General features: G+C 40.4%; 5 protein-coding genes. 1 reads left to right on the plus strand and 4 read right to left on the minus strand.

Annotation, left to right across the window (positions count from 1 at the left end):
* The 4 genes from HMPREF2701_RS09860 to pbp2b form a co-directional block, all read right to left on the minus strand.
* Positions 1-344 (minus strand): hypothetical protein (locus tag HMPREF2701_RS09860; RefSeq protein WP_070483055.1); only part of this gene is annotated, 344 nt, incomplete at its 3' end.
* 3 nt (positions 345-347) lie between these two features.
* The gene (locus HMPREF2701_RS09865) at positions 348-623 is read right to left on the minus strand and encodes a hypothetical protein (RefSeq protein WP_049491527.1); all 276 of its coding nucleotides are present in this window, start codon (positions 621-623) and stop codon (positions 348-350) included.
* Between the two features lie 316 nt (positions 624-939).
* On the minus strand, positions 940-1,536 hold the full coding sequence (gene recR / locus HMPREF2701_RS09870) for a recombination mediator RecR (RefSeq protein ID WP_000966742.1): 597 nt from the start codon (positions 1,534-1,536) through the stop codon (positions 940-942).
* 10 nt (positions 1,537-1,546) lie between these two features.
* A complete protein-coding gene (gene pbp2b / locus HMPREF2701_RS09875) occupies positions 1,547-3,604 on the minus strand; it encodes a penicillin-binding protein PBP2B (RefSeq protein WP_083281759.1) in 2,058 nt (685 codons plus the stop codon).
* Positions 3,605-3,793: 189 nt separating this feature from the next.
* On the opposite strand from pbp2b, the gene HMPREF2701_RS09880 reads away from it, so the two are divergent.
* On the plus strand, positions 3,794-4,645 hold the full coding sequence (locus HMPREF2701_RS09880; RefSeq protein ID WP_064275998.1) for a MurR/RpiR family transcriptional regulator: 852 nt from the start codon (positions 3,794-3,796) through the stop codon (positions 4,643-4,645).
* Positions 4,646-4,708 lie beyond the last annotated feature (63 nt).

Here is a 4,708-nt window from a genome sequence, read left to right on the forward strand (position 1 = left end):
AGCCGATTCCTTTCCGCTATCAGTTCTTCTCTGGCTTCATCGAAAGAGCGACAAGCCTTTTTAGTTTGTTTTTCCAACGTATCCAGTTCCTCCTCTACATAAGAGTTGACCTGTCGCTGAATGGTTCTATTATCACTTTCGATTTGCTCTATTAGCTGACGAGAACTGGGTGAGAGAGACAATAGATTTATCATGCGATGGTGAATGCTCTGAATATCCGAGTAAAAGTTTGTCAACTGCTGTTCATATTGCTTTTTAGTTGCTCGGAGTCTGTCTTCCTTATCTTCTATCTTAACAATCTTACGCCAAATTTCTGTGCGCTTTTCTTCATTTCTATCTGCCATTCCTTAGTGACTCCATCTCTTCGCTTGCTCTATATCACGTTTTTCAATCCTATGAGCAATTTCTGGAAACTTATTTGCTTGGGTCAAAACAGCTGAACTAAAATCACTGACCGCTTGAAGCATTTGATTGCAGGTCTGACGTCCTGCTTCCATTCCAGTGATTCCAGATGTATATGAAAATTCCACCTGCTGATTTTGCTTGTCGCTCGTTTCATACCCGACCAACTCATTAATAGCCGCCTCTGCTGCTATCGTGCTAGATTTTATCTTTCCACCCATACTTCCAACTCCACTTATTAATTATATATTGACCATATCATAACATAAAAATAGTACGATTTCAAAATAAATTATAACGAACTAAAGGGCAATCTTATCCTTAAAAAAACTTGATCCTTCAGTAAAATATATTGATAGAGATGCTACTAGGAATTTTGAAAATCCGTTTTCTGATACCTTATATTTTGTGTTTACTGGGAAGTATTCTTATTATCAAGATTTGTCCTTCTCTCATTATAAAACGAAAAAGACAAACCCTAGAAAAATTCCTAGGGCTTGTCTTATACGTCAAAATGAGCTAAATTTTTACTGACTTTTACAACTCTGTCCGATTTTCAATAGCTCGTAAGAGGGTTACTTCGTCCGCATACTCGATATCTGCTCCCACTGCTAGACCTCGCGCTAGGCGCGTAACCTTAATCCCTGCAGGTTTGAGCAAGCGAGAGAGATACATGGAGGTCGCTTCGCCATCAGCTGTTGCATTGGTAGCTACGATGACCTCTGAAACCTCACTGTCCATAAGACGAGTCATAAGACTCTTAAGGTTGATATCATCCGGACTAATTCCATTCATGGGTGAAATCAACCCATGCAATACATGGTATAACCCATGGTATTCCTGAATATTTTCCATAGCAGCTACATCTCGACTATCCTCTAGGACGAGGATAGTTGTTTGGTCCCGACTTGGATCTGTGCAGATAGAACAGGGATCTTCATCGGTTAAACGTCCACAGATAGAACAATAGGTCAACTCTCTTTTAGCTGAAAGGAGATTTTTAGCAAATTCGTTGACGTCATCATCCGGCATTCCAATAGTATAAAAGGCTAGACGTGTTGCTGTCTTAATCCCAATACCAGGAAGTTTGGAATAACTGTCAATCAACTTAGCAATAGGTGTTGGATAAAGCATGGTTTCCTTTCTAATTCATTGGATGGTGTTGGTTATATAAATTGATAATGTCGCGAGCAATTGCTGGCCCAACATTTTTGGTTAAATTGGTATTATGAGGAAATACTACTGCAACTGCAATTTGAGGATTTTCTGTTGGAGCATAGGCCACGGCATTGGTATTATTAGCTTCTTGACCACCAGCTACATAGCTTTCAGCTGTACCGGTCTTACCACTGATAGAAACAGTGGCGCCATCTGAAAACGCCCGTCCTGTCGTAAGGGGACTAGTTCCATGCGATACTTGGTAAAATCCTTGGTGCAAGATTGCCATATCTGATTCAGAAATATTGACCTTGTTGATTTCCTTGGTATCTATTGCTTGGATTAATTCCCCAAGGCCACCCTTATCATTGTTGTCGTATATTCCCTCGACAATATGTGGAGCTAGACGAACACCATTATTTGCAATAGTTGCTACATACTGAGCCAACTGCATCGGCGTATAGTTATCAAACTGCCCAAAGGCATTGGTAATGAAATTGGCAAAGTTATACTCTTTGGGAATAAATCCAGTAGATTCATCTGGTAGGTCAATCCCAGTCGCAGATCCCAAGCCATATTCGCCAAAGGTTGAACGCAATTTACCCATAGCAGACTCTAGATTGCTGGTGCCGACAAACATATTGGGTTGATAGGTCTGCCCCATAAGACCTAAGGCTGTTTGGACCATATAAGCATTGGATGAATACTCCAAAGCTTGAACCGCCGTAATCGGCATTGGCACAGAAAAGGCAGTATACCAAGAATTAATTGGAGCTGAACCTTGAAAGACAATGGACTGGTCTGTCAAGGTCTGGTTTCCTGACAAGACTCCATTTTCCCAACCTGAGCTGATGGTCGCCGCCTTGACAACCGAACCTGGAACAAAGACATTGGTTACCGTTCCCAAGGAATCAGGCGTCAACTCTCCCGTTTTCAGGTCATGTTTGATCCCTGACATGGATAACACAGCACCTGTTTTGGGGTTAAGGGCGACTGCATACACACCTTCAGAATACTTGGCCCCACCATTTCCCAACTCTGAATTGAAATAACTTTTCAGCAAAGCATCCACGCTATCTTGGAAGGCCAAATCAATGGTCAGTTTAATATTATTCCCTTTAGTGCCATCTTCGATATTTTCGACACTTTCCATGTTACCGTACTTATCTAGATGAATTTCCTTCACTGATCGTTTGCCTTGCAAGGTTTCCTCGTATTGCTTTTCTAGATAAGAAGTCCCCACACGGTCATTTAGAGAATAACCTTTTTTAAGATAGGCATCTGCTTCTTCCGCTGGGAGACCAGCTTTTTCACTGGATACACTACCTACTATAGAAGAAAGGGAAGTCTCTAGAACTTTTCGATCCCATGAAGTTGAAATACTGACACCGGGTAATTGTTTCGAAGCAGAGGCAATCAGAGCAATCTGGGTATCTGTAAGAGCATCTGTCACAATGGTTCCTGTCGCAAAGTTTCCAACGGCATTTAACTGACTAAAAAGATAGATTTCTTTCTTTTCATCCTCTGTATAGTTTAGTTGACTCGTTTGGACACTATCGACCGCATTGTTATACAGTTCTGATTCGGATAGGCGATTGCCATCTGAATCCAAGCGTTTCTCACGTGGTAAGCTTTCCACTACTTTCTTATAGACATCTTGATCTGCTAGATAATAGTCCGCCAACTGTCGGTCAGTCAATGTTGGAGAAGTAACTCCTACATAGTCTAACAGCTTCTTGGCTGTTTCTTTTAAATCTGCAGCCGTCATTTTGTTGTTTCGAGTAAAGGAAACAACTTGTTTCACAGTATTTTCAACTAAGGGCTTGCCACTGGCATCATAAATTTCACCTCGAGCTGAACTAGTAGTCACCTTTGTTTTACTAGCCGATGCTAGTTTTGTCTCATAAAAATCCTTGTTCAAAACCTGCATATAAAGCAGGCGACCAATAATGGTCATAAAGAGTAAAATGATGATTGAAAACAATAAATTAAGCCGAATCGGAATCGAATGGCTGTTAAATTTCCTCATACAAATCAGTCTCATTTCTATTTAAAATCTTACTCTTCATTGTACCATAATTTAAGAAGAAATTTTGGAAAAGAAGGGAGCTTTTCCCATTTTACAGGAAAATACGATTTTATTTATCCATCCCTACATTATATGATATAATAAATGTAAAAGTTCGATGACTCAGTCTTTTTCCAATATGACTCATTTAAAGGAGCCTTCCCTATGGACAAACCAGATATAGCAACCCTCATTGATTCTCACTTCGAAGAAATGACAGACCTAGAGCAAGAAATCGCTCGCTATTTTTTGCAAGCTGAAACCATTGCAGATGATTTATCTTCTCAGCAGGTCACTCAAAAATTACATATCTCTCAAGCTGCTCTGACCCGCTTTTCTAAAAAATGTGGTTTTACAGGCTATCGAGAATTTATTTTCCAATACCTGCACCAAGCAAAGAAACAGGACACTCATTCTCACAAACATAGTCCTTTAACCAACCGAGTTCTTCGAAGCTACAGTAATATGCGAGAACAAACACAGGGCTTGATTGACGAAGAACAACTAGAACGAATCGCCCAGTTAATCGAAGATGCTGATCGTGTCTACTTCTTTGGAACAGGGAGTTCTGGCCTTGTCGCTCGTGAAATGAAATTGCGCTTTATGCGTCTAGGTGTGGTCTGCGAGGCCTTGACCGATCAAGACGGTTTTGCTTGGACAACCAGTATTATGGATGAGAATTGTCTCGTACTCGGTTTCTCACTTTCTGGCTCAACTCCTTCTATTTTAGATAGTCTATTAGATGCTAAGGAGATGGGGGCAAAGACTGTACTTTTTTCAAGTGTTCCCAATAAAGATAGTCAGGCCTATACAGAGACTGTTCTTGTAGCCACACACAGCCAGCCATCCTACATCCAACGAATATCCGCTCAACTTCCTATGCTCTTCTTTATCGATTTGATTTATGCCTACTTTTTGGAAATCAATCGTGAAAGCAAGGAGAAAATCTTTAATAGCTATTGGGAAAATAAAAAACTTAATGGCTATCGCAGACAAAAACGTGTAAGAAAATCCTAGTTTGGTCTAGCCAAACTAGGATTGTTTTGTCTTGATACTCTTCGAAAATCAAATTCAAACCAC

The organism is Streptococcus sp. HMSC077D04 (assembly GCF_001808785.1).
GTDB lineage: Bacteria > Bacillota > Bacilli > Lactobacillales > Streptococcaceae > Streptococcus > Streptococcus mitis_BX.